At 73.1% G+C, this 25,539-nt stretch carries 23 protein-coding genes; 13 read left to right on the forward strand and 10 right to left on the reverse strand.

The window, feature by feature from the left end; all coding sequences use genetic code 11:
- Nucleotides 1–16 precede the first annotated feature (16 nt).
- From ACIBQ8_RS31140 to ACIBQ8_RS31155, 4 genes are all read right to left on the reverse strand, one after another.
- Nucleotides 17–2,017, reverse strand: a complete 2,001-nt coding sequence (locus ACIBQ8_RS31140; RefSeq protein WP_397193640.1) for a sensor histidine kinase — start codon at nucleotides 2,015–2,017, stop codon at nucleotides 17–19.
- Between the two features lie 96 nt (nucleotides 2,018–2,113).
- Complete coding sequence (locus ACIBQ8_RS31145; RefSeq protein ID WP_397193641.1) at nucleotides 2,114–2,479, reverse strand: antibiotic biosynthesis monooxygenase family protein; 366 nt, start codon at nucleotides 2,477–2,479, stop codon at nucleotides 2,114–2,116.
- An 81-nt stretch (nucleotides 2,480–2,560) separates the two neighbouring features.
- Nucleotides 2,561–3,448 (reverse strand): TIGR03620 family F420-dependent LLM class oxidoreductase, encoded by an 888-nt coding sequence (locus ACIBQ8_RS31150; RefSeq protein WP_397193642.1) that lies wholly within the window; start codon nucleotides 3,446–3,448, stop codon nucleotides 2,561–2,563.
- 134 nt (nucleotides 3,449–3,582) lie between these two features.
- Nucleotides 3,583–3,897, reverse strand: coding sequence for an ArsR/SmtB family transcription factor (locus ACIBQ8_RS31155; protein WP_397171738.1), 315 nt, complete (start codon nucleotides 3,895–3,897; stop codon nucleotides 3,583–3,585).
- A 208-nt stretch (nucleotides 3,898–4,105) separates the two neighbouring features.
- On the opposite strand from ACIBQ8_RS31155, the gene ACIBQ8_RS31160 reads away from it, so the two are divergent.
- Together ACIBQ8_RS31160 and ACIBQ8_RS31165 are read left to right on the forward strand one after the other, a co-directional pair.
- Nucleotides 4,106–5,329, forward strand: coding sequence for a cytochrome P450 (locus ACIBQ8_RS31160; RefSeq protein ID WP_397193643.1), 1,224 nt, complete (start codon nucleotides 4,106–4,108; stop codon nucleotides 5,327–5,329).
- Nucleotides 5,330–5,400: 71 nt separating this feature from the next.
- Nucleotides 5,401–6,066 carry a TetR/AcrR family transcriptional regulator gene (locus tag ACIBQ8_RS31165; RefSeq protein WP_397171735.1) on the forward strand — a complete coding sequence of 222 codons (666 nt, stop codon included), beginning with the start codon at nucleotides 5,401–5,403 and terminating at the stop codon, nucleotides 6,064–6,066.
- On the opposite strand, the gene ACIBQ8_RS31170 is transcribed toward ACIBQ8_RS31165, so the two are convergent.
- Together ACIBQ8_RS31170 and ACIBQ8_RS31175 are read right to left on the reverse strand one after the other, a co-directional pair.
- The gene (locus ACIBQ8_RS31170; RefSeq protein ID WP_397171733.1) at nucleotides 5,986–6,570 is read right to left on the reverse strand and encodes a phospholipase; all 585 of its coding nucleotides are present in this window, start codon (nucleotides 6,568–6,570) and stop codon (nucleotides 5,986–5,988) included. The genes ACIBQ8_RS31165 and ACIBQ8_RS31170 overlap by 81 nt on opposite strands.
- A gap of 162 nt (nucleotides 6,571–6,732) precedes the next feature.
- The gene (locus ACIBQ8_RS31175; RefSeq protein ID WP_397171731.1) at nucleotides 6,733–7,257 is read right to left on the reverse strand and encodes a hypothetical protein; all 525 of its coding nucleotides are present in this window, start codon (nucleotides 7,255–7,257) and stop codon (nucleotides 6,733–6,735) included.
- A 652-nt stretch (nucleotides 7,258–7,909) separates the two neighbouring features.
- On the opposite strand from ACIBQ8_RS31175, the gene ACIBQ8_RS31180 reads away from it, so the two are divergent.
- A complete protein-coding gene (locus ACIBQ8_RS31180) occupies nucleotides 7,910–8,404 on the forward strand; it encodes a hypothetical protein (RefSeq protein WP_397171730.1) in 495 nt (164 codons plus the stop codon).
- A gap of 24 nt (nucleotides 8,405–8,428) precedes the next feature.
- Here ACIBQ8_RS31180 and ACIBQ8_RS31185 read toward each other — a convergent pair whose 3' ends face one another.
- The 4 genes from ACIBQ8_RS31185 to ACIBQ8_RS31200 all read right to left on the reverse strand — a co-directional run bounded on the left by ACIBQ8_RS31185 (nucleotide 8,429) and on the right by ACIBQ8_RS31200 (nucleotide 12,783).
- Nucleotides 8,429–8,887 (reverse strand): hypothetical protein, encoded by a 459-nt coding sequence (locus ACIBQ8_RS31185; RefSeq protein WP_397193644.1) that lies wholly within the window; start codon nucleotides 8,885–8,887, stop codon nucleotides 8,429–8,431.
- Nucleotides 8,888–8,941: 54 nt separating this feature from the next.
- Nucleotides 8,942–10,192, reverse strand: a complete 1,251-nt coding sequence (locus tag ACIBQ8_RS31190) for an alpha/beta hydrolase (protein ID WP_397193645.1) — start codon at nucleotides 10,190–10,192, stop codon at nucleotides 8,942–8,944.
- A gap of 103 nt (nucleotides 10,193–10,295) precedes the next feature.
- On the reverse strand, nucleotides 10,296–11,861 hold the full coding sequence (locus ACIBQ8_RS31195) for a sulfatase (RefSeq protein WP_397193646.1): 1,566 nt from the start codon (nucleotides 11,859–11,861) through the stop codon (nucleotides 10,296–10,298).
- Nucleotides 11,862–12,210: 349 nt separating this feature from the next.
- Nucleotides 12,211–12,783: a TetR/AcrR family transcriptional regulator gene (locus tag ACIBQ8_RS31200; protein WP_397193647.1), complete on the reverse strand. Its 573-nt coding sequence runs from the start codon at nucleotides 12,781–12,783 to the stop codon at nucleotides 12,211–12,213.
- Between the two features lie 95 nt (nucleotides 12,784–12,878).
- Between ACIBQ8_RS31200 and ACIBQ8_RS31205 the strand changes: the two genes are divergently transcribed.
- The 10 genes from ACIBQ8_RS31205 to ACIBQ8_RS31250 all read left to right on the forward strand — a co-directional run bounded on the left by ACIBQ8_RS31205 (nucleotide 12,879) and on the right by ACIBQ8_RS31250 (nucleotide 25,500).
- Nucleotides 12,879–13,289 (forward strand): organic hydroperoxide resistance protein, encoded by a 411-nt coding sequence (locus ACIBQ8_RS31205; protein WP_397171722.1) that lies wholly within the window; start codon nucleotides 12,879–12,881, stop codon nucleotides 13,287–13,289.
- 70 nt (nucleotides 13,290–13,359) lie between these two features.
- Nucleotides 13,360–15,597 carry an immune inhibitor A domain-containing protein gene (locus ACIBQ8_RS31210; RefSeq protein ID WP_397193648.1) on the forward strand — a complete coding sequence of 746 codons (2,238 nt, stop codon included), beginning with the start codon at nucleotides 13,360–13,362 and terminating at the stop codon, nucleotides 15,595–15,597.
- A 114-nt stretch (nucleotides 15,598–15,711) separates the two neighbouring features.
- Nucleotides 15,712–16,386: a hypothetical protein gene (locus tag ACIBQ8_RS31215; protein WP_397193649.1), complete on the forward strand. Its 675-nt coding sequence runs from the start codon at nucleotides 15,712–15,714 to the stop codon at nucleotides 16,384–16,386.
- A gap of 66 nt (nucleotides 16,387–16,452) precedes the next feature.
- Nucleotides 16,453–16,983: a PadR family transcriptional regulator gene (locus tag ACIBQ8_RS31220; protein WP_397171716.1), complete on the forward strand. Its 531-nt coding sequence runs from the start codon at nucleotides 16,453–16,455 to the stop codon at nucleotides 16,981–16,983.
- Nucleotides 16,980–17,660 carry an ABC transporter ATP-binding protein gene (locus tag ACIBQ8_RS31225; protein ID WP_397171714.1) on the forward strand — a complete coding sequence of 227 codons (681 nt, stop codon included), beginning with the start codon at nucleotides 16,980–16,982 and terminating at the stop codon, nucleotides 17,658–17,660. Before ACIBQ8_RS31220 ends, ACIBQ8_RS31225 begins: the two co-directional genes overlap by 4 nt.
- Nucleotides 17,657–19,876, forward strand: a complete 2,220-nt coding sequence (locus ACIBQ8_RS31230) for an FtsX-like permease family protein (RefSeq protein ID WP_397193650.1) — start codon at nucleotides 17,657–17,659, stop codon at nucleotides 19,874–19,876. Before ACIBQ8_RS31225 ends, ACIBQ8_RS31230 begins: the two co-directional genes overlap by 4 nt.
- Before the next feature lie 7 nt (nucleotides 19,877–19,883).
- On the forward strand, nucleotides 19,884–22,187 hold the full coding sequence (locus tag ACIBQ8_RS31235) for a penicillin acylase family protein (RefSeq protein WP_397193651.1): 2,304 nt from the start codon (nucleotides 19,884–19,886) through the stop codon (nucleotides 22,185–22,187).
- 54 nt (nucleotides 22,188–22,241) lie between these two features.
- Nucleotides 22,242–23,012 carry a hypothetical protein gene (locus tag ACIBQ8_RS31240; protein ID WP_397171709.1) on the forward strand — a complete coding sequence of 257 codons (771 nt, stop codon included), beginning with the start codon at nucleotides 22,242–22,244 and terminating at the stop codon, nucleotides 23,010–23,012.
- Between the two features lie 32 nt (nucleotides 23,013–23,044).
- Nucleotides 23,045–24,433 (forward strand): PP2C family protein-serine/threonine phosphatase, encoded by a 1,389-nt coding sequence (locus ACIBQ8_RS31245; RefSeq protein ID WP_397171707.1) that lies wholly within the window; start codon nucleotides 23,045–23,047, stop codon nucleotides 24,431–24,433.
- Between the two features lie 83 nt (nucleotides 24,434–24,516).
- Nucleotides 24,517–25,500, forward strand: coding sequence for a GlxA family transcriptional regulator (locus ACIBQ8_RS31250; protein ID WP_397171705.1), 984 nt, complete (start codon nucleotides 24,517–24,519; stop codon nucleotides 25,498–25,500).
- The last annotated feature ends 39 nt before the right edge of the window (nucleotides 25,501–25,539 follow it).

Consider the following 25,539-nt stretch of genomic DNA (forward strand, 5'->3'; position numbering starts at 1 on the left):
CCGGTGAGGCGCACGGTCAGGGCTGGACCGGAAGCATGACCTCGACCGTGGTGCCCGTCCCCGGCGCGCCGCTGAGCAGGCAGATGCCGCCCAGCTCGGCCGTGCGCTCGCGCATCGAGGTCAGGCCGACGCCGGAACGGTGCTCCGGCGGCAGGCCCCGGCCGTCGTCGGCGACCAGCAGGCGCAGCGCCCCCGGCTCGCGGCGCAGCTCGACCCGGACGCGGGTGGCCCGCGCGTGCCGCCGCACGTTCGTCAGTGCCTCCTGCGCGATGCGGTAGACGGCCACCTCGACGGCGGCCGGCAGGCCGGTCAGGTCGCCCTCGGCGATCACCTCGGCGGCGGGGCCGTCCGGCGCGGCCAGCGCCCGCACGGCGGCGGCCAGGCCCAGGTCGTCCAGGGCGGGCGGGCGCAGGCCGTGGACGAGCTGCCGCAGGTCGCCCGTGACGGCGTCCATGCCGGCACGCAGCTCGCGCAGCAGCCCGTCGGCCGCCTCCGGCGAGCTCTTCAGGCTGAGCCTGGCCATGTTGACGGTCATCGCCAGCCCGCTGAGCGTCTGGCCCAGGCCGTCGTGCAGGTCCCGGCGCAGCCTGCGGCGCTCCTCCTCGCGGGCGGCCAGCATGCGTTCGCGCGAACGTTGCAGGTCGGCGGCCAGGCGGACCGCGTGGGCCACGTCGGCCGCGTACGGGACCAGCGTGTCCAGCACCCGCTCGTCGTGCGCGGCGGGGAAGCGGCGCGCGGCGGGCGGCCCTACCAGGAGCCGGCCCACCCATTCGCCGTGCCAGATCAGGGGCACCTCGCGCGGTGAGTCGCCGAGCTGCCCCCGGTCCGTGCTGGCCACGCTGACCGGGTTGCCCGGCTCGCCGCTGGTCACCTCGACGGCGACGCCGCGTACCGCCAGGCCCTCGCGCAGCACGCCGATCACCGCCGCCAGCGCCTGCGCCGGATCGCCCCTGCGCACCTCCTGCGCCAGCCGCTCGGCCAGCACGCGCGGATCGCCCACCGGCCCGTAGAGCAGGCGGTCGACCGCGCGTTGCAGCGCCCGCCGCAACGGCTGGAAGAACGCGCCCGTGAGCAGCGCGGAGGCGAGCCCGGCGACCTGGTGGTAGCCCGACACCAGCAGGCTCGACAGCGTGGCCACCCCGAAGTAGACCCCGCCGACCACGGCCAGCAGCCCGGCGGCGACGAACGTCCGGCTGACGACGGTGTCGATGCCGTAGAGCCGGTAGCGGGTCACCGAGATCACCATCGACACGGGGATGACCGTCGCCCACCCGATCGACAACCAGTACAGCTCCGGCACGACCAGGCCGGCGAGCATGAAGACGATGTACCCGCCGAAGGAGAACAGCGGCCAGCCGATCTGCCGCCGCACGTCCGGGCCGGCCCGGCGGAAGCGCAGCAGCATCGACCACGCCGCCAGCGGCAGCGTCGCGAGGATCCCGGTCCAGGCCACCACCGTGACCACCGGCCAGATCGGCGCCAGCTCCGGGACCTGTAACGGATTGGGGATGACCGCGGGCAGCGGATAGCCCTCGGCCGGCGGGTCGGGACGCAGGAACATGTGGGCCAGCTCCACCGCGGTCGACACCGCGCCGAGCAGCACCACCAGACGCCAGCGCCGCGACGGCAGCCTGCCGTCGGGGGAGTACAGCGGCAGCAACATCTCCAGCAGCAGCCCGGACACCGCCCAGCCGACCTGCGCGGGGAACCTCAGCAGCCCCGCCAGCGCCAGATCCCCGCCCGCCGCGGCGGCCAGCATCGCCGACTGGCAGAACGTGTTGACCGCGCCGCCGAGACCGCCCGCGCACATCAGCCAGGCCAGCCTGAGCCGCGGCCGGTGCACGATGAGGAACGCGCTGAAGGCCGGGAAGGTGACCCCGGCCGCGGCCAGCGGGCTGAAGATCTCCGGCAGCCGCCACTGCGGCGGCAGCGCCGCGTACATCAGGAGCGCCGCGAGCACCAGCGCCGGCGAGAGCACGGCCATGACGACGGCGACCACCCGGGCTGCCCACGCCATCCGTCCCCGCCTTCCGGCTGCCGTTCCCGCCCGACCCTAGCGTGCCCGCGGAACGGTCCGCCATGAGCGGGCCCGCCGGCCCGATCGACCGGCGGGTCAGCGCAGCGACCGCAGCAGGGCGCCGCGGTCGAGGGCGTCGAGGGGCCACGTACGGGAGCGCAGGGCGCCCCGGTCGCGGTAGGCGCGCATGATCGCGACGTGCTCGGGCAACCGGACGAACCCCCGCAGATCCTCCTCGCTCCGCCACACCGACAGCGAGCCGACCCGGCGGCCGGCGAGGTCCGCCCAGAGCCACATGCCCACCGCGCCCGGCAGGCCGGGCCAGTGGCGGCTCAGGGACCGGCCGCTCCGGGCGATGCCGGCCAGGTCGAGCAGCCGCCGCATGCGGAAGTCCGTCAGGGCGGCGACCAGCGGCCCCGGCCGGTCGCTCTCGGGGCCGGGGATCCAGCGGGAGGTCAGCATGCGGCGCGCCGGCCGGTCTCGGATGTCATGCCGCCAAACTATATTAACGACCGATCGTTTGTATATCGCGGGGGATGGCGGTCAGGCGCGGCCGGGGGAGAGGGCGCCGGCCAGCTCCCGCCAGTGGGGCATCGCCGTCCGGCCCGGCTCGATCCCGATCACCTGCACGGCGACGTGGTCGACGCCCGCGTCCACGTGGGCGCGCAGCTTGCCGACGACGGTGTCCAGGTCGCCCCAGAAGACGAAGTCGTCCACCAGGCGGTCGCTGCCGCCGCCGGTGATCTCCTCCTCCGCGTACCCGAGCCGCCGGAACTTCGCCACGTTGTACGGCGTGCTCAGGTAGGGGCGCAGGTGCTCGCGGGCGGCGGCGCGGGCCTTGGCGGGGTCGGTCTCGAACAGCACCGGATGCTCGACGGCCAGGAACGCGTCCGGGCCGAGGAGCTGCCGTGACTCGGCGGTGTGCGCGACGTTGACGTGGTAGGTCTGGGCGCCCGCCGCGCGGTCGCGGGCCAGTTCGAGCATCTTGGGGCCGTACGCGGCCAGCAGGCGGCGCACGCCCGACTTCGGGGCCGGGTTGACGGTCTCCAGCTCGTCCAGCTCGTCCAGGTAGGCCCGCATGGCCGTCAGCGGGGTCGTCCCTGGACGGGGGGCGCCGCCGAAGCCGAGCCCGAGGACGTGCCGGTCGGGGTAGGCGTCGGCCAGCAGCAGGGCGGCGCCGTACGTCCACCTGGCCTCGCGGGCCCAGATCTGGGCGATGCCGTTCACGATGTGCATCCGCCGCGTGCACGACAGCAGGAAGCCGGCGTGCGTGAGCGCCTCGCGCCCGAGCAGCTCGGGCATCCAGAACGCCCGCCACCCCTGCTCCTCCAGCTCCTGGATCGACTCGCGCATCTGCGCGGCCGGCACGTGCTCGAAGTCGAACGTGTAGATCCCGAACGTGCCGAGATCCAGGCCGTCGATGCTGCCCATGGGACGTCCCCTCGTCATGTGTCGATGCCTAGATGGATAGACATATCGCAAAATGTCGATATATGGAAACCGGGTGGCCTCCGGGAGGGAAGGGCGCGGCTTCTGCGGTGTGCGGCTTCTGTGGCGCGCGGCTTCTACAGTGTGCGGCCGAGTGTGGCGACGAGCTGGGCGATGCGCCGCTCGTCGCGCTTGTAGTGCGTCCACTTGCCCACGCGGGTGGCGCGGACCAGCCCCGCGCGCTGCAGCTCGCTCAGGTACGCCGACACCGTCGACTGCGCCAGCCCCACCCTGGCCTGGATGTGCGTCACGCAGACCCCGACCTCCACCGGGTCGGCGATCGCGCCCTCAAGGGAGAAGTGGCGCTCCGGCTCCCGCAACCACGACAGCAGTTGCAGCCGGGTCGGGTTCGCCAGCGCCCGCAACGCGTCGGACAGCTCGGAATCTGTCATAAGTGGAGCCTCCGCCATGGATGCCAGCATAGCGACGTATCGCGGTAATCCGATACGTGCCGGTTTGGCGGCCGGGAGGTTCTCCAAGGGGATGCAACGCGTCGGTAGATTTCCCGCACCCGAAGTAATCCATCCAGTCAAGACGATTGCCTCAAATAAGTCGATCGCCTTATATTTCGAAGTGTCGGGCTTTCAAGCTGGAGGACGCATGACCGCTGACGCGATCCCCGATTTCCCCTTCGACCGCCCCACGGCGCTGGAACCGCCCCCGCAACTCGCCGACCTGCGGGAGAAATGCCCCGTGGCCCACGTACGGCTGCCCAGCGGCGACGTGGCGGCCCTGGTCACCAGGTACGACGACGCCCGCGCCGTCATGGCCGACCCCCGCTTCAGCCGCAACCTCGCCCGCGAGGGCGCCGCCCGGCTGTCCACCACCGAGGACGGCGGCCTGTTCAACCGGCGCAAGGACGGCGCCGGCGACATCGGCGAGGGCGAGGGCCACATGCGGTGGCGACGCCTGCTGAGCCGCTGGTTCACCGCCAGGAAGATGGAGGTCTGGCGCCCCCGGGTCCAGGCCATGGCCGAGGACCTCCTCGACTCCATGCTGGCCAAGGGCTCCCCGGGCAACCTGTCGTCCGGCCTGGCCCTGCCCCTGCCGGTACGGGTCATCTGCGCGCTGGTCGGCGCGCCGAGCTCGGACCAGGACAAGTTCGCGCACTGGTCGCGCACGATGCTGACCCTGACCCGCAACACGCAGGAGGAGGTCGACACGGCCTACCGGGAGTTCAACGCGTACGTCTCGGACCTGATCGACCGCAACCGCGCCCACCCCGGCGACGACCTGCTCAGCGAGCTGACCCAGATCACCGACGCCGAGGACGGCAGGCTCAGCCAGGACGAGCTCATCGCCACCGTGCGCGGGCTGCTGCTGGCCGGCCACGAGACCACGTCCAACATGATCGCCATCATGACGGCGATGCTGCTGTCGGACCGGCAGCGCTACGAGGCCGTGATCGACGACCCCGACCTGATCCCGGGCACCGTGGAGGAGGTCCTGCGGCTGGACAGCACGTTGTCGGCCATCGGAGGCGTGCCCCGGTTCATCACCGAGGACGTCGAGCTGAGCGAGGTCACCGTGCCCGCCGGCAGCACGCTGATCCCCAACATCCCGGCGGCCAACCGCGACCCGGCCAAGTTCGCCGACCCCGACCGGTTCGACCCGCGCCGGGAGAACAGCAGCCAGCACCTCACCTTCGGCGCCGGCCGCCACTACTGCCTCGGCCAGCCGCTGGCCAGGCTGGAGCTGCAGGTCGTCCTGGGCCTGCTGGCACGGCGGCTGCCCGGCCTGCGGCTCCGCGACGACCCCGGCGAGCTGCGGCTGCGCACGGGCGGCCTGTCCGGCGGCCTCCAGGACGTGTGGGTCACCTGGTGACCCGATGACCTCCGCAGGCGGCATGGGATAGCGTTCGGGGACGGTGGTGGAAACGAGATCGAGGACCGGTCATGGACGTCAGTACGGCGGTCGCCGCGCCGTCTCCCCGCTCGATCCGGGCCAAGGACAGGATCATGCAGACTGCGGAGCGGCTCTACGCCGAGCACGGCTTCGCGCACGTGTCGATCAGGATGATCCGCGAGGCCGCGGGCCAGCGGAACAAGTCCGCCGTCCAATACCACTTCAGCACCCGTGACGAGCTGATCCACGCGATCCTGTCCCGTCACGCGGCCGCCGTCGACCGGCACCGCCTGCCGATGGTGGCCGCGCTGGAGGCGGCGGGCGAGGTGTCGCTGCGCGACTGGATCACCTGCGCGATCGCGCCGAGCATCGAGCACCACATCGAGCTGGGCACCCCGTCCTGGTACGGGCGGTTCCTCGCCCAGGCCGTCGTGGAGCCGTCCCTGCGCGAGTACGCGGCGCGGGCGACGTTGAGCACGCCCTCGTTCCGCCGGCTGGAGCTGCTGCGCCCGCCCTCGATGCGCGACCTGGAGAGCGAGCTGTCCGAGCGGCAGGCGGCGATGATCCGGCTGCTCGTCGTGCACATGGGCGCCGAGCTGGAGGCCGACCTGGCGGCCGGCCACGTCGCCGCCGGTTCAGTCGAAGAATCCTGGCGCGCTCTGGGCGAACATCTTGTCACCGCCGTCTGCGGGCTCAGCGGCGCCCTGCTGTCGTAGAGCCTCCCTGTCCGGCACCCGCACGATCTCCCCGCCGGTGCCGCGCGGGGAGCCGTAGTGGCGGACCGCCTGGTAGTACAGCTTGGCCAGCGCGTTGCAGCTCGGCTGACGGAAGATCGAGTACTGGGTGCACACCTGCTTGAGGTCGAAGAAGAACGCCTTGTCGATGTGCTCCTTGTTCGCCGGGAAGTCGCCGACGGCCTGGTAGTTGCGGTAGCCGAAGTCGTGCCGCCGGCACGGGATCGAGAAGTCGAAGCCGAGCGGCTGGTCGGGGCTGCTCGTACAGCCGTCGCTCGACCAGTCGAAGTCGAAGTCGGACCACGACCCCTGGTCGGCCCAGGCGTCCCGCCAGGCCGCGGCGCTGGACGCGGTGGGTTGCGTGAATCCCGAGAGCGCGGCGAGCTTCTCCTCCAGTGTCACCGCCTGGGCCGGCGGCGCGACCGCGAGAACGGCGACCAGCGAGAGAGCGAGCGGGACCGGCGCCACGAGAGCCCGTCTGACCATGGGAACCTGCCTGTTTCGACCGGGACGGGAACATGTCATGGTCAGGTTCGCCCGCCGGCCCGCCGCGACCCGGGAATTCCGCGAAAACCAGTGGCAAAGGTCGTGTCCGGTTTCCGGCGGGAGAGGCCGGGCGCGGCCCCGTCCGGCGGTCGGGCGCGGGCGTCAGCCCAGGCCGTCGGCGCGGTTCATCTCCTCGGCCCGGTCCAGCGCCTCGGCCAGGGGCGGGACGTCCCAGACCGTGCGTTCGGCGTCCGTGGTGACGGGGTCGACGCGGTAGAGGGACCAGCGGCCGCCGATGTCGACGTACTGGGTGCCGTACCGCTGGGGCAGGCCCATCTGCAGCAGCCACCGGTCGAGGGCCGAGGCCGCCAGCCTGCGGGCGGGCCGGCAACCGGCGTCGGCCGCCCGCCGCGCCAGCTCGAAGGCCAGGTGGTAGTGCTCGGCCAGCCCGCCGTGCTGCATCACCGCGGCCAGGTGGTAGTAGTCGCCCGGCGAGCGCACCTCTCCGGCCGCGAACTTCTCCATGCACCGCGCCCGCCGGGCCGGGCCGCGCTCGCCGCCGTCGCCGGGCGCGTCGTCGCGCCGGTCGGCCTGGTCGCGTTCGAACAAGTCACGCAGCTCCGGATCGCCGGGCGCCTCGCGGTCGGGGTCGGCGAGCTTGGCGAGGATTTCCGGCAGGCTGAACATTTGGCTGCGCGGCGCGGCCGACCATCTGCGCGCCGCTCGCGCGCGGCCCTTTCCAGTACGGTTATCCGCCACGTCTGCCAGCGTGCCGGGACAACCCGGGGCGCGCAAGACGGCGCCACGCCGCAATATAGGGAAAATGTAGGGCCGTCGCCCGTTGACGCTTTATTGGGCCGGGGCGATGATGGCCGCGAAAGGGGCGCCCGCGCCTCCGCCGGAAATGAGGGAATGCGTGACCCTGCTTAAGGATGCGAATACTCGACGCCCCGGGACGCCCGCCGGCGTGCCGGCCGAGCGCCGGAACGCGGCCGTGAGCTGCGGGTTTTTGGCGGGCGGTGGCAGGGGCTGAGCAGATGAAGCCCGCGCCCGGCGCCGCGGCGCTCCTGCGCGCCGCCCGGACCGAGTTCGCCGCCGAATTCCGGGCGCATGAATTCATGCCCTTCGGCCCGGAGGTCCCGTCCATTGACTCGGGGTGGTGCAGAATTCTAGAACGGTCATCGCCGGGAAGCGTTTCCGGTGCGACTGGTGATAACGCGCGGCGGATGCGCGTCGCGATATTACGCACAAGCCGCGCGGGCAAATGCCGCGGCCGCCCGGAGTGGACGTACGAGGAAGCGCGTGACATTCCGGGCCGGCCGCTCACGGGCGGCGCGGCATGAGCGATCTCGTCGCCTCCGCCGCCGACGCCCTCCGCGCGCTCGACGAGGCGCTGCTCGGCCTGCTGAAGGCGCTCCCGCCCGAGGACCCCGGCGCGCGGGCGGAGCTCCGGGCCGAACTCGGACGGGCGGGCGTCACGGACGAGGTCGCCGGCCGCTGCCTGCGCGTCCTGCGGATGGTGCTGTCCGGCGAGCAGGCCCGCCCGAGCGACTGGATCGGGGTGACGGCGGTGTTCCAGTGCGGCTTCTGCGGCGCGGCGCCCGACCCCGCCGATCTCGTCGTCGGCAAGTCGGTCTCGATCTGCCTGGGATGCGCGCTGCTGGCGACGGCCGGGGCGATGCGGGGCGAGCGGGAGCCGGTGGAGCGGCCGTGCGCGTTCTGCGGCGCGCGGTCCGTGCCCGCCCACCTGGGCGGGGACGGCGACATGACGGTCTGCCGCGCCTGCGGCGAGCTGGTGCTCTACATCATCGCCAGCAAGAAGCGCGCCGACTGACGCCCCGGGACGGCGGGACGGGCGTCAGCCGCCCTGGGTGTAGGTCGTCCGCCACCGCGAGCACCGGCCGACGGGCCGCGCGGCGTCGCCCCGGCACACCTGTACCCGGATCTGCAGCGCTCCGCCGACGTTCTTGCGGAAGGAGCCGGTGCCCGGCAGGCAGTTGTAGACGCCGTGCGTGCGCCAGCGGCCGTTGCTCCCGCTCTGGTACCTGATCAGGACCCACGAGCAGTCCTTGCCGCGGTCGTCGTCGAGGGTGCCGGTCACCGCCAGCCCCGACTGGCCGACCACGACTTTGCCCCGGGCGGTCGCCCGTCCGTCGGCCGAGTGCAGGGGGCCCCACCTCCAGCTCGCGGGATCGGCGGCGGTGCGGGCGGCGGTGTGGGCGGCGGTGCCGGCGGCGGCCGCCGTGCTCAGCGCGGTCAGCGTGAGGACGGCGGCGCCCAGGGCGGTCAGGACGCGGGCCGGAAGATGGTTCGTCACCGGTCCAGGACTACCGGCCGGTACTTGTGGCCGACTTGGAAGCGGGCTGGGGCGTCAGAGTGCGGGGCAGCGGGCGGGGGCGGTGCCGTAGGCGTACCGCAGGAAGTCGACCAGGTAGGCCGACCAGGCGTTCCAGTCGTGGCCGCCCCTGCTGTAGCAGTAGCGGTGGCCGACGCCGAGGCCGGTCAGCGTCGCGTCGAACTCGCTCGCGTACGCCCCGAGGATCGGCTCGCTGACGCCCGCGGCGTCGTCGCTCGCCCTGGTGTCGTAGCCGCACGCGGCGGGGGCGGGCTCGGCGCCGTCCGGGACGCGCGGGAGGCTCGCGCAGCCGCCGGCGTACAGGGCCAGCCGTCCGTCATAGGGGGCGTACCTGCCCTGGGTGACCAGATCGGCGGGGTTGGCGGCGGGCCAGTCCTCGACCGTGCGGCCGTGGAAGACCGTGGTGGTGTGCGGGCCGAACAGGGTGTCCAGGCGGTAGCGGCGCTGGACCTCCTGGTCGAGGACGGGCAGCGGGCTGCCGTTGTCGTACTTGTTGACGCGGAACTCGCCCAGGTCGGTCAGCTCGATCGCCGCGCCCGACTGCCACATGGAGTCGGAGATCGTGCGCTGGGCGGGCCTGGCGCGCAGGTCGATGCCGGGCGAGAAGGCGCCGATCACCGAGAAGACGCCGGGGTGGGCCGCCGCGTACCGCAGCGTGCCGTAGCCGCCCATGGACAGGCCCGCAAGACCGCGTCCTGACCGGTCGGCGACGGTGTTGAAGTTGTCGTCGATCCACGGGATGAGCTGGTCGATGTGGTACGTCTCCCACTTCGGCGCGAAATATCCGTCCGTACGGCCGGCCCAGTCCGCGTACCAGCCGGTCATCCCGCCGGTCGGCATCACCACGATGCCGTCGAAGGAGCCCGCGGTGCGGACGAGGGAGACGAGGTCGGCCTTGGTGGTCCACGAGTCGTAGTTGTCGCCGCCGCCGTTGAGCAGGTAGAGCGCCCGGTAGGGGGTGGCGCGCGAGGGGTCGTAGCCCTTCGGCAGGTAGAGGCGGACGCTGATCGGGCGCGCCGGCGGGTCGATGACCGGGGTGCCGCCGGACGCCTGGAAGATCGCCGTCGAGGTCATCGTGACGTCCCGCAGCTCCGAGCCGTCGCTCTGCGGGCGACGCCGTACGTCGACGCAGGTGATGCCGTGGCCGTCGGGCCGGGGCAGCACCGCCTCGCATCCGGTCGTCCGTGTGGCCGCCTGCGCCACTCCTGGGCCTGCGATCGTGCCTGCGACCATCAGTAATCCGGCAAGGACGGACGTGAACCGCATCGCTCTCCTTCGGTTCGGGCTCCCGACCGCCCCAATGTACGGGGGGACCGGCGGCCGGCGCGTCAACCGCCGGACCGAAGGAGGTCAACTTCTGCCGTACGTCTCAGCGCAGGTGCGCGGCCGTCCAGCAGTCGGGCGCGCCGGGCCTGCCGCACGTCGTCAGCCCGCGCAGGACCCCGGCCAGGTACGCCGTCCGGGCGTTGCCGGGGTCGTTGGACTCCTGGCGGGGGTCGGTGACGGTGTTGTAGTACTCGGGCTTCGGGTCGTTCTCGTACTCCACGTACAGCTCTCCCGCGGTCCGCACGGCGTTGTAGGTGGGCGGCTGCGCGTTGCCCTGCCTCAGCCGGTCGGCGTCGGGGTCGGGCCTGCCGGGCGTCCGCGGGTCGGGCCTGACGTGCTCGACCAGCGCCGCCTGCCGCCAGCCGGCGACCTGCCGGCCCTGGACGAGGGGGAGCAGGCTGCGGCCGTCCCGGCTGTCGCGGATCGCCGGGTCGACGCCGGCCATGTCGAGGAAGGTCGCGAACAGGTCCACGTTCTGGGCGATGGCGCCGGTCACCCGCCGGTCGCGCTCTCCGGTGACCGGCCGCCTGACCAGCAGCGGGACCCGTACGTCGTGGTCGTAGGCGGTGGACTTGCCGCGGACCAGGCGGTGCTGGCCGAGGTGGAAGCCGTTGTCGCTGGCGAACACGACGTAGGTGTTGCGGCGCTCCGGCTCGGTGAGGGTGGACAGCACCCGTCCCACCATGTCGTCCACCGACTGGACCATGCGGATCCGGTCACGGAAGTCCTCGCGCAGCTCCTCGGCGCGCTTCGCCTCGATCGGGGCCCGGCGCACCCAGGAGGGCTTGTCGGCGGTGTCCTCGTCGAAGGAGGGCAGGGTGGTCACGTCGATGCCGTCGCAGTCGGGGCCGCCGCAGTCGCCGTGCGGGAACTCGCCGTCCGGGAAGCGGTCCTTCGGACGGTCGCGCGGCGCGGGCGGGAAACGCGGCTCGGTGTCGCCGGGCCTGACGTCCACCCGGTTGTGCGGGGAGAAGGGCGAGACCTGGAGGAAGAACGGCCGGCCGGGGGCGTGCTCGCGGGAGCGCTCGATGAAGCCGGTCGCCCGCTGGGCCAGCTCGTCCACCAGGTAGTCGCCCTTGGAGGGGGCGATCGGTCGCCGGTCGCCCGACTCCTCCCTGACGTAGCGGGTGAGCTGGTACCTGAACTCGTTGTAGCCGCCGCCCGCGGAGACGTGCCACTCGTCCCAGCCGTCCGGCACCTGGTAGCCGGGGCGGGCGGGGTACTCGTTGATGTATTTGCCCAGGTAGCCCGTGCGGTAGCCGGCCTGGTGGAGGGGGACGGCGTAGGTGCGGCCCTCGTGCCGGGCGAACGCCTCGTAGCCGCCGCGGTCGTAGCCCTGGTTGGTCCGTACGCCGGTGTTGTGGGGGAACTGGCCGGTGAACATCGAGGCGCGGGAGGGGCAGCAGAGGGAGTCGGACACGTAGTAGTCGGTGAACGTGGTGCCGCCCTCGGCGAGCCCGCGGACGGTGTCCATGTAGGGCAGCAGGTCGGCGGACAGGTCGTCCACCAGGAAGAAGATGATGTTCGGCCGGGCCGGGGTGGCGGCGGAGGCCGGGGGCGTGGGGGAGGCGATGAGCAGAGCGAGGATGGCGGCCACCGCCGCAGCCACACTTCTCCTGATATTTCGGGACAACGACATGACTGCCTCGTATGCGGTGGTAGGGGAGCAACGGCGCTGCCCACTAATACCAGACAAACTACCCACACAGCACAAAACCTCCCACACCTCCCCCACCCTCATCACCCAGCCCAACCGCCATCGGGGGAATGCCGCAGAAGAGGGGCCGCGCGATGGCGAGCCGCGCGAGGAGAGGCCGCAGGAGGGGCCGCGCGAGGGGCGCGCGCGGGGGCGCGAAGGGCGCCGGGGGCGCGAAGGGCGCGGGGAGGTGGAAGGCGAAGGGGGTGGGGAGGGGGCGAGGGGATGCTGTCGTCGTGCCGGAGGTGGGGTGGGGCGGGGGTCAGGGGGTGAGGATGCGGGTCAGGGTTTCGTGGACGGTGGCGCGGACGGTGGCCGGGTCGTCCAGGTCGAAGCCCACCACCAGGCCGTCCCGGACCAGGAGGAGGATGTCGGCGGTGCGCTCGGCGTCGGCGCGGCCGTCGGCCGCCAGCAGGTCGCGGTACAGGTCGCGGTGCCAGCGCCGGTGCTCGGCGATGGCCTTCCGTACGGGATGCGCCGGATCCGGGTACTCGGCCGCCGTGTTGACGAACGGGCACCCGCGGTAACCCGGGCCGGACCCGAACTCGCACATGAACGCGAAGACGGCCGCCAGCGTCTCCCGGGGTGAGTCCGCGCGCAGCGTGTCGACCAGGGCCCGCTGCACCGCTCCCTGCTCGGCGATGTACGCCCGGACCAGCTCGTCCTTGCTCGGGAAGTGGTGGTAGAAGGTCGCCTTCGCGACGCCCGCCGCCGCGATGATCCGGTCGATCCCCACCGAGTGCACGCCCTCGGCGTAGAACAGCCGCGCCGCCGTCTCCAGGACCCGGGTGCGGGCCGGGCTCGGGCGGGGGTCCTTCACCGTCGCTGCGCTCACCCCTTGACGTTACCAGACAGACCTGTCTAGTCTCGGGCTCGACAAACCAGACAGACAGGTCTGTCTGGCGAAGGCCGAACGAAGGGCAACCGGTCATGAGCATGTACACCGCCATCGCCACCTCCGCGGGCCGCGACGGGCGCGCGGTCTCCTCCGACGGCAGGCTGGACGTCAAGCTGGCCCTGCAGAAGGAGCTGGGCGGAGACGGCGAGGGCACCAACCCCGAGCAGCTCTTCGCCGCCGGCTACGCCGCCTGCTTCGCCTCGGCCATGCGGCTGGTGGCCGGGCAGAAGCACATCGACGTCTCCGACGCCTCCGTCACGGCGGAGATCGGCCTGTCGCCCAACGGCGCGGGCGGGTTCCAGCTCGACGCCACGCTCCGCGTCGAGCTGCCCGACGACATCGCCCCCGAGGTCGCCCGCGAGCTGGTCGAGGCCACCCACCAGGTCTGCCCCTACTCCAACGCCACCCGCGGCAACATCCCGGTCGAGCTGATCGTCGAGTGACGGGATCCGCGCCCCGGAAGATCGGCCGGAGGTAGAGACGGGAGGCTTGGAGTGTGACATGTTACATGCCATGCGAATCACTCTCTCCGCGGCGGCCGCCCTCCTGGCGATCGCCGCGCTCGGCGTCCCTTCCGTCTCCGCTGCGGCGGAGACCGCGGCGCCGCCCGTGAAGAAGGTGAGCAGGGAGATCTCCCCGCTCAGCCCGCAGCAACGCGAGCAGGCGGCGCTGCGCAGGCAGGCCGTCGAAGGCGTCTTATCCCCGGACGCGGCGGTGGCGGCCAAGGGGCGGCCCGGCCGCTCGGTCAAGGTCGGCCACCGCTACGTCGAGCTCGCCCAGGAACGCAAGGACCAGGTCTTCGTCGTCCTGGCCGAGTTCGGCGACAAGGTGGACAACGAGACGAAGATCGACGGCCAGATCAAGTACGGCGGCCAGCCCGGCCCCCGCCACAACGCGATCCCCGACCCGCGCGGCACCGACGACAACCACACCCTCTGGCGTCCCGACTTCGACCGCGCCTCCTACGCGAAGTCCTACTTCGCGACCGGCGGCAACTCCCTGCGCGACTACTACCGCCTCCAGTCCTCCGGCCGCTACGACCTCGACGGCTACGTCAGCGACTGGGTGCGCGTGCCGTACAACGAGGCCCGCTATGGCAGCGACCGGTGCGCCCCCGAGGAGGGCGGCATCTGCTGGAACAACTGGGACCTGGTGCGCGACTCGGCCAACGCCTGGTACGAGGCCGAGAAGGCCAAGGGCAGGACCACGGACCAGATCCGCGCCGAACTGGCCAAGTACGACGTCTGGGACCGCTACGACCACGACAACGACGGCGACTTCGACGAGCCCGACGGCTACCTGGACCACTACCAGGTCGTGCACGCCGGCGTGGACGAGACCTGGGGCGGCGGCGCGCAGGGCGCGGACGCCGTCTGGGCCCACCGCTACTTCGCCTACTGGCCCGAGCGCGGCCAGGCCGGCCCCGAGGGCAACCGCAACGGCGGCACCCAGATCGGCGACACCGGCATCTGGGTCGGCGACTACCTGACGGTCGGCGAGAACAGCGGCGTCGGCCTGACCGCCCACGAGTTCGGCCACGACCTCGGCCTGCCCGACCTGTACGCGGGCGGCGGGGACAACTCGGTCAACTTCTGGTCGCTGATGTCGTCCGGCTCCTACCTGAGCTCGCGGACCGGCCCGCTCGGCGAGTACGCCGGCGACCTGGACGCCTGGAGCAAGCTCCAGCTCGGCTGGCTGGCCTACGACCGGGCCCGCGCGGCCACCCCCTCCACGCACACCCTCGGCGTCGGCTCCTACAACACCCGCGATCCACAGGCGCTCGTGGTGGACCTGCCGGCGCGCGAGATCAGCACCCCGCTGGGCCGTCCGTACCAGGGGGAGTGGCAGTGGTGGAGCGGCAAGGGCGACAACCTTGAGCAGACGCTCACCCGGCAGATCGACCTGTCCCGGGCCACCGAGCCGACGCTCAAGGCGCACGCGGCCTACGCGATCGAGCAGGGCTACGACTTCCTGTACGCCGAGGTCTCCCGCGACGGCGCGGCCTGGACGCCGGTCGGGCAGCCGCTCACCGGAAGCTCCGACTGGCGGGAGATCGCCTACGACCTGAGCCCGTACGCGTGCGGCCGGATCTGGTTCCGCTTCCGCTACTCGACCGACTCCAACACCTCCGAGTCCGGCTTCCGGCTGGACGACGTCCAGGTGCCCGGCGTGTTCGCCGACGACGTCGAGCAGGGCGAGGGCGAGTGGACGGCGGTCGGCTTCGCCCGCAGCGGCGAGGTGGGCGTGCAGCGCTTCTCCCGGGCCTACCTCGCCGAGAACCGGCGCTACACCGGGTACAACGCCTACCTGCGGACCGGGCCGTACAACTTCGGGTGGACCGGCAGCCAGCGGGTCGAGCACTACCCGTACCAGCAGGGCGTGCTCATCTGGCTCTGGGACGCCTGGTACGGCGACAACACCACCCGCGACCACCCCGGCGAGGGCATGATCCTGCCCGTCGACGCCCGGCCCGAGCCGCTGCGCTGGGCCAGCGGGGCGGCGGCCGGGGCGCGGCTCCAGGTGTTCGACGCGCCGTTCGGCAACGCGCGCACGGACCGGCTCCGGCTGCACTCGGCGGGCGTTCCCGCCGTGTTCCCGGCGCGTCCGGGCGTCGCGGTGTTCGACGACCACCGTGGCGTCTACTGGCACCCGGATCTGCCGCAGCTCGGGGTGAAGGTGCCGGACACCGGCACCCGGATCGCCGTCCTGCGTGACGGCGACCGCGCGCTGGTGCGCGTCTCGGCGTCCTAGCGGCCGGTGCGGCCCGCGTGCGGGGACGCGGGCCGCAGGTCGATGGGTGTTTACGACCGTTTTAGGTGGTTCAGGGCAGGGTTGTGGTGTTGTATCCCATAGAGAGGAAAGATCATGACCTCTGGGCCTGACGGATTCGGCAAGGCGGAGACCCTGGAGAACGAACCGCCCAGGCGCCGATTCCCCCGCTCCGTACTGCTCGCCGCGACCACCGCGGTCGTCCTGGCCACCGGCGCCGGCGTGGCCGCCGCCTCGGCGCTCTCGCCGTCGCCGTCGCCGTCGCCTTCGCCCACCGGCCCGCCGCCGGCCGCCGGGAGCCCGTCGGCCGTCCCGTCGGGCTCGCCGTCCGACAAGGGACGCGGCTGGGGACGCGGCTTCGGCGGCCCGCCCGTCCACGGCGAGTTCGTCGTCCCCGACGGGCAGGGCGCGTATGTGACCGTGGCCACCCAGTACGGCGACGTCACCGCCGTCGGCCAGAACTCCGTCACGGTCAAGAGCGCGGACGGCTACACCAAGGAGTACGCCGTCGACGCCGGCACCCGGATCAACCGCGACCAGGGCATCGACGCGATCAAGGCCGGCCAGAAGGTCATGGTCAGCGCCAAGGTCACCGGCGGCACGGCCACCGCCGTCACCGTCCACGACGTGACCGCCCGCGAAGGCCGCGGCCGGCACCCCCACGGCGACGGCCACTGGGGCGACAGGAACGGCGACAGGGACGGCGGCAAGGGCGGCCCCCGGCACGGCGGCGACCACCAGCCGACGCCGTCGCCCAGCGCCACCTCCTGAGGGAAGCGCACCGGCTTCACCGCGATTATGCCCCCCGTATATACCCTCGGTATATAGTGCGGGGGCATGAGCGTCCCTCTTGCGCTGCTCGGACTCCTTGAGCGGGAGCCGAGCCACGGCTACGACCTGAAGCGCGACTACGACACCTACTTCGGCCGCGGCAAGTCACTGCCCTTCGGCCAGGTGTACTCCACCCTCGGCCGGCTGGCCAGGGACGGCAAGGTCACCGCCGGGGAGAGCGAGCCCGGCGACGGCCCCGAGCGCAAGCGCTACGCGATCACCCCCGTCGGCGCGCGCGAGGTCGAGGCGTGGCTGAGCGAGCCGGTCGCGGCCGAGCCGTACCTGCAGACCGTGCTGTTCACCAAGGTCGTGCTGGCGCTGATGCTGGGCCGCGACGCGGCGGCCTACCTCGACCTCCAGCGCGCCACCCACCTGCGGCGCATGCGCGAGTTCGCGCAGATCAAGCGGGGGGACTCGCTGGCCGACGCGCTGCTGGCCGACCACGGCATGTTCCACCTGGAAGCCGACCTGCGCTGGATCGACGTCACCCAGGCGCGGCTGGACGCGCTGGCCGAGCTGGTGCGGGGGGCGTCGTGATCCTGGAGGCCCGCGGGATCAGCCGCTCCTTCGGCCGCACCCCGGCGCTGCGGGAGGCCGGCCTGGAGGTGGCGGCCGGGGAGATCGTGGCGGTCATGGGCCCCAGCGGCTCGGGCAAGTCGACGCTGCTGCACTGCCTGGCCGGGATCTTCACGCCCGACAGCGGCGAGGTGTGGTTCGACGGCCGCCGCCTGGACACCATGAGCGACGACCGGCGCACCCGGCTGCGGCGCACGGCGTTCGGCTTCGTGTTCCAGTTCGGGCAGCTCGTGCCGGAGCTCACCGCGGCCGATAACGTCGCCCTGCCGCTGCTGCTCGCGCGTACCCGGCGCAAGGAGGCGTATCGGCGGGCGGCGGGCTGGCTGGAGCGGCTGGAGCTGGCCGGCCTGGGCGGGCGGCGCATCGGCGAGCTGTCCGGCGGGCAGGCGCAGCGGGTGGCGATCGCCAGGGCGCTGGTGACCGGGCCGCGGGTGCTGTTCGCCGACGAGCCGACCGGCTCGCTCGACTCGCTGACCGGCGAGCACGTCATGGAACTGCTGGTCGGCCTGGCGCGCGAGGAGGGCACGACCGTGCTCGTGGTGACCCACGACGCCCGCGTCGCCTCCTGCGCCGACCGGGAGGTCATCGTCCGCGACGGCCGGCTCACCGACCCCTTCGCCGGTCAGGTCGCACGGTGATCGCCCTCGGCCTGCGGCTGTCGCTGGCCGGAGGCAGGGAGGCGGCCGCCCGGCTCGCGCTGATCGTCGCGGGCGTGGCGGTCGGCGTGGCGGTGCTGCTGGCCACGCTCTCCCTGTTCAACGCCTTCCAGACGGCCGGCGAGCGCACCTGCTGGGAGTGCACCCGCGGCACCGCCCCCAGCGGCTGGGCCCTCGACGCCACCGCCACCGGCGCCCTGTGGAACTACCACGAGGACTACTACGCCGGACGCCCGATCAGGCGGCTCGACGCCGCCGCGCTCGGCGGCCGGGCTCCCGTCGTCCCCGGGCTCTCCCGCATGCCCGCGCCCGGCCAGTACCACGTCTCCCCGGCGCTGGCCGAACTGCTGGACTCGGCGCCGCGCGCGCAGCTCGCCGACCGCTTCCCCGGCACGAGGGCCGGGACGATCGGCCGCGCCGCGCTCACCGGCCCCGACGACCTGACCATCGTGATCGGCCGCACGCCCGAGCAGGTCGCCGCCCTGCTCGGCACCCGGCAGGTCGACACGACGGCCGACGAGCCCGCCGTCGACGGCGACGCCGACATCTACCACTTCGGGTTCGCGATCGCGGCCGTCGGGCTGCTGCTGCCGCTGCTCGTGCTGGTCACCACCGCCACCCGGCTGGCCGCCGCCCGCCGCGAGGCCCGCTTCGCCGCGATCCGGCTGGTGGGCGGGACGTCCCGGCAGGTCAACCTGTTCGCCGCGGTGGACTCCGCGCTCGGCGCGCTGACCGGCACGCTCGCCGGGATCGCGCTCTTCCTCCTGCTGCGTCCGGCGGTCGCCGCCGTCCGCGTCACCGGCTCCCGGTTCTTCCCCGACACGGTGACGCCGGCCGCCTGGCAGTACGCGGCCGTGCTCGCCGGCGTCCCGCTGCTGGCCGGGGTGAGCGCGCTGTGGTCGCTGCGCCGGGTCCGCATCTCGCCGCTGGGCGCGCTCAGGAAGGGCGCCCCACGGCCGCCGCGCGCCTGGCGGGCGATCCCGCTGCTGGCCGGGCTGGCGCTGTTCGCGGTGCCGATGTTCCAGACCGGCGACCGCAAGCCGAACGCCGGGCCGGCCTCGGCGGGCCTGGCGCTGATCATGATCGGGCTGATCCTGGCAGGTCCATGGCTGACGATGCTGGCCGCCCGCCTGGCCGCCCGGCTGACCGGCGGAGCGGCGACGCTGCTGGCCGCCCGGCGGCTGGCCGCCGACCCGAAGGCCGCCTTCAGGTCGGTGAGCGGGCTCGTCCTCGCGGTGTTCATCGGGACGGCCATCGCCGGGATCGTGCCCGCCGTGGTGGACGGCCAGCGGGCGGTCGCCGGCGGCACGCTGTCCGGCGTGCTGCGCGCCCCGCTCGGCGACCTCGGCGGCGGCGGGTTGCCGCCGCGGGCCGGGGCCGAGCTGGTGGCCCGGCTGCGCGCCTATCCGGGCGTCGGCGTGCTGCCGATCCACGCCGCGAAGGAGGAGGAGAACCGGGTGATCGACCCCGAGCGGCCGCCGCCGCCCCGGGCGGTCGTCGAGTGCGCCGACCTGGCCCGCTTCCCGGCGCTCGGGCAGTGCCCGCCGGGCGCGCGGGCGGTCGCCGGACGGTTCGACCGGGTGGTGGAGGCCGACAACCCGCTCACCATCGACAAGCTGATCCCCCTGGCCGGGCCCGACAGCGAGCCCGTCTCGGCCGACGGGCTCAACCTGTCCTCCGTGCTGGTCACCATGGCCGACCCGGCGACCCTGGAGGAGATCCGCACCCTGCTGGCCGGGCAGAGCACCGGCCCGCCGATGACGTTCGACGAGGTCGCCCAGGTCCGGGCGGCGCTCTACACGCAGGCCGAGAACATCGCGCTGGCCATGGTCGCGCTGACCCTGCTCGCCGGCGGCTGCAGCCTGCTGGTGGCGGTCGGCGGCGGGCTGGTGGAACGCCGCCAGCCGTTCACGCTGCTGCGGCTGGCCGGCACGCCCGGCCGCACCCTGGGCGCGGTCGTGCTGCTGGAGTCGGCGTTGCCGCTCGTCCTGGCGGCCGTCGTGGCGGCCGGGGCCGGGTTCGGGGTGGCGGCGCCGTTCATCGACGCCCTGGCCATGAAGGGGGCCACCCTGGCGATGCCGGGGCCCGCCTACTTCGCCGGCGTCGGCGGCGGGCTGGCCGCGTCCCTGCTGGTGATCTCGACCGTCCTGCCGCTGCTGCGGCGCATGACCTCGCCCGACAACGCGCGTTTCGAATAGGAGCCCCATGAAGCTGCGAAAGCCCAGCGCGGCGATCGTGCTCGCCCTGGTCGCCGCCCTGCTCACGGCCCCGCCGGCCGGGGCCGCCGACGGCCGCTACTCGGCCGAGATCCGGCGCACCGAGTACGGCGTCCCGCACGTGTCCGCCAAGGACCACGGCGGCCTGGGCTTCGGCTACGGGTACGCCTTCGCCCAGGACAACCTGTGCGTGCTGGCCTCGTGGGTGGTGACGTTGCGCGGCGAGCGATCCCGCCACTTCGGCCCGCAGGCCCGCTCCGACGACCCGGTGCGCCCGGTCGCCAACCTCACCAGCGACCTCTACCACCGCAGCGTCGCCGACTCCGGCGTCGTCCGGCGGCTGCTGGCCCGGCCCGCCCCCATCGGGCCGAGCGCGGAGCTGCGCGAGCTGGTCGACGGGTACGTGGCCGGCTACAACCGCTACCTCGACGACACCGGCGTGGCCAACCTGCCCGACCCCACCTGCCGCGGTAAGTCCTGGGTCGGCCCGATCACCGCCGAGGACGTCTGGGCCAACCTGCTCGACCTCGGCCGCATGTCGGGCAGCTCGGCGCTCAAGGAGGCCATCGTCGGCGGCGACGGCGACGGCGACGACGGCCCGCGCCGCGCCCCCGGCAGCAACGGCTGGGCGCTGGGCCGCGAGGCCACCCGCGACGGCCACGGCATGCTGCTGGCCGACCCGCACTTCCCGTGGAACGGCGTCCGCCGCTTCTACCAGGTGCAGCTCACCATCCCCGGCGTGCTGGACGTCGCCGGCGGCAGCCTGTACGGCACCCCCGTCGTGCAGATCGGCCACAACAGGACCGTCGCCTGGACTCACACCGTCTCCCACGCCCAGCGGTTCACCCTCTACCGGCTCGAACTGGCGCAGGGCGACCCCACCACCTACCTGGTGGACGGCCGGCCCGAGCCGATGGGCCGCCAGGAGGTCGTGGTGCCGCTCCAGGACGGCACCTTCGTCTCGCGCACCCTGCTCACCTCCCGCTACGGCCCGGTGCTGGCCGCCGGGCGCGGCGACGGGTACGCCTACGCGCTGGCCGACGTCAACGCCGCCAACCTGCGGGCGGCCGACGAATGGCTGGCGATGGCCAAGGCCGGCGACGTGCGCGGGCTGCGCGCCGCCCAGGACGCCCACCAGGGCCTGCCGTTCGTCTACACGCTGGCCACCGACGTCGGGGGGACGGCGTCCTTCGCCGACGCCTCCGTCGTCCCGCACGTCACCGACGCCCAGGCCCGCCGGTGCGCCAAGCCGTCGCCCGACCCGTCGATCGACGCGTTCGTCCTGGACGGCTCGACCTCGGCGTGCCTGTGGGGCAAGGACGCCGACGCGGTCGTGCCGGGCATCTTCGGCCCCCGCAACCAGCCCGGCCTGACCCGCGCCGACTACGTCGCCAACTCCAACAACAGTCCGTGGATGACGAACCCGGCCGCGCCGCTGACCGGCTACGCCCAGGTCTGGGGCGCCGTACGGACCGACGTGGAGCTGCGGCCCCGGGTCAGCCTGGACATGATCGACCGGCGGCTCAAGGGGGCCGACGGGCTCGGCGGCCCCGGCTTCACCCTGGAGACGCTCCAGGCCACCGCGCGCAGCAAGCGCAATCACGGCTTCGAGCTCATGCGCGCGGACCTGAAGGCGTTGTGCCGGGAGCACCGCGAGCTGCGGGCCTCCTCGGGGGAGCGGGTGGACGTACGGGACGCCTGCCGGACCCTGACCCGCTGGGACGGGCGCGCCACCCTGGACGGCGAGGGGGCGGTGCTCTGGCGGCGGTTCTTCGACGGACTCCAGGCCCCCGTCAAGCCCGGCGAGCCGCCGCGGAGCTGGTGGCGGGTGCCGTTCGACCCCGCCCGGCCGCTCACCACGCCGCGCGGCCTCAGGCGGGACGACCCCGCCGTGCGGCGCGCCCTGGCCGACGCCGTGCTGTTCTTCCTGGACAACCGCCTGCCCCTGACGCTGACCGCCGGCCAGGCCCAGCACTACGCGTCGATCCCCATCCCCGGCTGCACCGAGGGGGAGGGCTGCTTCGACCGCGTCCGCAACTCCGGCCCGCTCGGCAAGGACGGGCGCTACCCCGAGGTGAACACCGGCTCCAGCTTCATGATGGCCGTCGAGCTCACCCCGGACGGTCCGCGCACCCGCACCGTCCTCACCTACTCCCTGTCCGCGAACCCGAACTCCCCCCACCACACCGACCAGACCAGCCTGTTCTCCAAGGGAGGCTGGGTCACCGAACGCTTCACCGACGCCGAGATCCACTCAGCCCCGCAACTCACCGTCACCACCGTGAGCGGCTGACCGCCTTGTGGCAGTCACGTTCTGGCCCTATTGTCACCCTTCGTGAAACCCCTCATGATCTTGACGATGGCGGGCGTGCTCACGGCCTCCCTGGCCGGCACGGCCGCCGCGGAGAGTGCGGCCTACCCGGTCAAGCACCCCAAGCTGGTCGCCAACCCCCTCTACGAGGCGGGCCCGCTGCCCACGACCACCTGCGCCGAGCCGCCGGTGAAGCGCCGCAACCTCAAGCAGGCCCGCGCCTACGTGGACGCGGTCGTCGCCTGCCTGGAGACGACCTGGGAACAGCACCTGACCGCGGCCGGGCTGCCGTACGAGCCGGTGAAGGTGCGGCACATGGACCGCATCCCCAAGAAGTACTGCGGAATCTCCGTGGGCGACGACGACTCGCAGACGTGGTACTGCGAGAAGACGCGCACGCTGGTCTTCCAGATCGGCAAGAGCTGGACCGACGACCCGAGCGACCTGTGGCTGCTCCACACGGCGGCCGGGATGTACGCCTACCACGTGCAGAACCTCGTCGGGATCTACGACGCCTACGACGTGATCCCGTACCCCACCAAGGCGGAAGGACGGGAGCAGGACCGGCGTAAGAATCTCCAGACCGACTGCCTGAGCGGCGCCTTCATCAAGAGCGTGTGGCCCCTGGAGGGCAGGTCGAAGAAGGACTGGGACTATCTCCTCACCCTTCCCGCGGGGGACAAGCTGGGCAAGTACAGCTCGTGGGGCAGGACCGCCACCATCCGCTCCTGGATCAAGCGCGGCTTCGCCACCGGCGACCCGGGCTCCTGCAACACCTGGGCGGCCGCCTCCTCCAAGGTGCTCTGAGGCGCCTTCCGCAGTGCCCTTGAGCAGGTGTCATGCCGGTGACCGGGGGCATGGACCTGGGCAGGGGCATCTCGGGGGGTGGGGTGGGCGGACAGCGGCCGGAGGGCGGCGCGTACGGCGGGGACCTGGGGCCGTTCGGCGCCGAGAAGCTCCGGCGGCTGCAGGCGAGCCTGACGCAGATCGAGGATCTGCACGGCCGGATGGCGCGCCTGCTGGAGGCGGTCCTCGCGATCAGTTCCGAGCTGGAGCTGAACGCCGCCCTCCGCACGATCGTGGAGGTCTCGGCCGACCTGGTGGACGCCCGGTACGGCGCCCTCGGCGTGCTCAACGACGAGGGCGAGTTCGCCGACCTGTTCACCTACGGCGTCACCGAAGAGGTGTACGACGCCGTCGGCCGCCTGCCGACCAGCCACGGCCTGCTCCAGGAGCTGATGGCCCGGCCCAGGCCGCTGCGCGTGGACGACGTGCTCGCCCACCCCGGCTTCCGCGAGTACCCTCCCGGCCATCCGGTGATGCGCACCCTGCTGGGCACGCCGATCCTGGTCCGCGGCACCGTGTACGGCAACCTGTACTTCGCCGACAAGCGGTCGGGCCTGCCGTTCACCGGCGACGACGAGCGGATCGTCGCGGCGCTGGCCAGCGCGGCCGGCGTCGCCATCGAGAACGCCCGCCTCTACGAGCGCATCCGCCGCAACACCGAGGAGTTCCAGCGCAGCCTGCTGCCGTCGCTGCCCGAACTGAACGGCCTGTGGGCCTGCGCCCGCTACCTGCCCTCCAGCACCGTCCCGCGCATCGGCGGCGACTGGTACGACGCGATCGTCCTGCCCGACGGCGTGCCCTGCCTGATGGTCGGCGACGTGATGGGCCACGACCTGCGCTCGGCCACCGTCATGAGCCAGATCAGCAACATGCTGCGGGTGCTGGCCTACGAGCACTGCGAGCCGCCGTCCCACATCCTGCGCCGGCTCGACGAGATCCTGCACGCCCTGCACGGCGGCCCGATGGCGACGGTGCTGCTGGCCCGCCTGGAGGAGTACGGCGGCACCGACTGGCGGCTCAGGTGGGCCACCGCCGGGCACCTGCCCCCGCTGCTGCTCCCCGTCGGCGGTCCCGCCCGCTACCTGCGGGCCGAGGGCGGCCATCCCCTCGGCGTCACCCCCGACCTGGCGCGGCCCGACCACGAGCAGGTCATCCCGGCCGGATCCACGCTGCTGCTCTACACCGACGGGCTCGTCGAGGACCCCGCGCACGGTCTCGACCGGGGCATGGAGAGCCTGATCCACACCGCCTCCAGGCTGCGCCACCTGCCCCTGGAGGACATGTGCGAGCTGCTGCTCGTCCACCGGGGCGACGGCTTCACCGACGACGTCGCCCTGCTGGCCCTGCGGCTCGGCGAACCGGCCGACCTGCACGCCGGCTGACCGGGTCCGTCCCCTGCTCGATGGCCAAATCAGCCAGATAACTGTCGTTGCGGACATTCCGCCGGTTCGGTGAGAATCGGGTCATGCCCGCTGCCCACCGCGTCGTCATCGCGCTCTTCCCGGACGTCGACCTGCTCGACGTCACCGGCCCGGCCGAGGTGTTCGCCCTGGCCAACCGGGTCGCCGGTCGCGCTCTGTACGACGTGCGGCTGGCCGGGCCCCAGGGCGGTCAGGTCACCACGTCCGCCGGGGTGCGGCTGGTCGCCGACCTGACCTTCGACCAGGTCGGTGACCAGGTGGACACCCTGGTGGTGCCCGGCGCGGTGACCGTCACGCCCGACGGGCCGCGCGCCCTGACCGACGCCGAGGTGGTCGCCTGGGTACGGCGGACCGCTCCCGGCGCCCGCCGGGTGGCCTCGGTGTGCGTCGGCGCGCACATCCTGGCCGAGGCCGGCCTCCTGGACGGCCTGACCGCCACCACCCACTGGTCCACCGCCGGGCAACTGGCCGCCGACCACCCCCGGGTCACCGTCGACCCCGACCCGATCTTCCTGCGCTCCAGCGGCCGGATCTGGACGGGCGCGGGCATCAGCGCCTGCCTCGACCTGACCCTCGCGCTGGTGGCCGAGGACCACGGCGAGGAGACGGCCCTCGCGGTGGCCCGCGAACTGGTCGTCTACCTCAAGCGCCAGGGCGGCCAGAGCCAGTTCAGCGTGCCGCTGACCCGGGCCGCCTCGGGCCGCCGCGACATCGACGACCTGCGCCTGTGGATCGCCGAGCACCTGGCCGAGGAGCTGACCACGGTCGAGCTGGCGGCGCGGATGGGGCTGAGCCAGCGCCAGTTCACCCGGGTGTTCCGGCAGCAGACCGGCTTCACCCCGGCCGCGTACGTCGAGTCGGCGCGCGTGGAGGTGGCGCGCCGGCTGCTGGAGACCACCGACCTGTCGCTGCCCCGGGTGGCCGCCGACAGCGGGCTCGGCTCGGTGGAGACCCTGCACCGCGCCTTCCGCCGCCGTCTGGGCACCGGCCCCGGCACCTACCGCCGCCGTTTCCGCACGGTGGCCTGATCCCGTCACTCTTCGCGTACGCCGTCCGGCCGGGCGGCG

The sequence above is a fragment of the Nonomuraea sp. NPDC049646 genome (genome assembly GCF_044465525.1).
Classification (GTDB): Bacteria; Actinomycetota; Actinomycetes; order Streptosporangiales; family Streptosporangiaceae; genus Nonomuraea.